At 57.3% G+C, this 1,930-nt stretch carries 1 protein-coding gene; it reads right to left on the bottom strand.

Annotation, left to right across the window (positions count from 1 at the left end; all coding sequences use genetic code 11):
* Positions 1-1,930: efflux RND transporter permease subunit (locus H7A81_RS27045; protein WP_182059313.1), on the bottom strand; the 1,930-nt coding region annotated here is incomplete at both ends.

The following is a 1,930-nucleotide window of genomic DNA, read 5'->3' as shown; positions in this document are numbered from 1 at the left end:
GCTGCTCACCGATTGCAGTGTGTACTGATAAGTACTTTTCGCTGCACGGCCTCCAACCTTAAAGTTCTGCACCGGACTGAAGAACACCTGAATACCGGGCATGTAGTGGGTTTCGGCGCGCATCTGCTGCAATACTTGCGCCATGGCCGGACGCTGGCTGGCGTCCTTCAGCGTAATGTTGAGCTGAGTGGTGTCGTGATCCACTTTCGTCACCAATGTCTCAACCGCGCTGTCACTCAACAGCGTATTACCCAACTGGAAGGCTACTTCTTTACGCGCGTCGTAGGACATATCCTGCGGCGTATCGATATTCGCTGTGACCTGACCGATATCCTCCTGTGGGAAGAAACCTTTGGGTGCACTGGTATACAGCCAGGCGGTGAGCGCCACGGTTAGCACCGCGACCGAAAGCGTGACCGCGCGGTGATCCACCGCCCAATTCAATCCACGCGCATAGTGCTGGCGCAGGTTCTCAAACCCGCGCTCAAACAGCCGGCTCCATGCTGGTTCAGGTTTGGCGTGATGAGGATCATGACGCATCAACATTGGCACCAGCAGCGGGATGATGGTGAGTGAGGCGGCAGCCGAGACCAGAATCGCCAGTGACACCACCCAGGCAAATTCATGGAACAGCAGGCCCATAGTGCCGGGCATAAAGAAGATAGGAATAAACACCGCTACCAGCGACAGCGAGATGGAAATCACGGTAAAGCCAACTTCCCTGACGCCTTTCAGCGCCGCCTTTTTAGGATCTTCACCCTGTTCGATGTAGCGCATGATATTTTCCAGCACCACAATCGCATCATCCACCACCAGCCCGACGGCGATGGTCAACCCCATCAATGAAATGTTATCGAGGCTCAAACCAAAGGCATACATCAGGCCAAACGCACCCAGCAGCGAAATCGGCACGCTCAATGCCGGGATCACCGTGGCGCGCACATGGCGCAGGAACAGCAGGATCACCATGATCACCAGCGCAATGGTCAGCAGCAGAGTGAGATTGACGTCGTGAATGGCGTTGCGCACCGAGATCGAACGGTCATTGAGCAATTGCATGTGCACCGACGCGGGCATCTGCTGCTGTAATTTTGGTAACAGCTGCTTGATGGTGTCGAGCGTCGCCACCAGATTGGCACCCGGCTGGCGCGTCACGCTCAGCACGATGGCAGTGTGATTATTCACCGCACTGTGGCTCAGGGTGTTTTCGATGCTGTCCTGCACGCTGGCAATATCCGACAGTCGGACCGGCTGGCCATTGCGCGTTGCCACCACCACCTGGCTGAAGTCACTGGCGTTGCGCAGGTCGCCGCTGGTCTGCAACATCATCATCTGACGTTTGCCATCCAGCTCACCCACTGGGGAGTTGTCATTGGCTGCTTTCAGCGCGGTGTGCAACTCTTCCAGCGTCATGTTGGTGGCGGCGAGTTTGGCGGGATCGACTTCCACGCGCACGGCATAGCGCTTCTGACCAATTACCGTGACTTCCGCCACGCCCTTGATCATCGACAGCGACGGCGAGATCAGGTCGTCCGAGTAACGGTTGAGATCCGAAAGCGTCATCGAGGGCGAATCCAGACTGATCTGTGCAATTGGCGCATCCGCGGGATTCACTTTGCGGAAGGTCGGCGGCGTGGTCATCTGCGAAGGCAGTTTTTTCAGTGACTGATACAGCGCGGCTTGAACATCAACCGAGGCCGAATCGATGTTCACCGAGGGATCGAACTCCAGCACGATGGTGGTGGCGCCTTCGAGGTTGGTCGAGGTCATCGTCGCCACGCCTGGAATGGTCGCCAGATTCTTCTCCAGCGGGGTGGCCACTGAGGAAGCCATGGTTTCCGGGCTGGCACCTGACAGTGAGGCGTTCACTTTGATGGTGGGCGTATCAAACGTGGGCAGGGCGGCCACCGGCAAATGCTGCCAGCACACT

Origin of the sequence: Pantoea sp. ME81 (assembly GCF_903970985.1) — a bacterium.
GTDB classification, from domain to species: Bacteria; Pseudomonadota; Gammaproteobacteria; order Enterobacterales; family Enterobacteriaceae; genus Pantoea; species Pantoea communis.
This window is presented reverse-complemented; position numbering and strand designations above follow the sequence as displayed.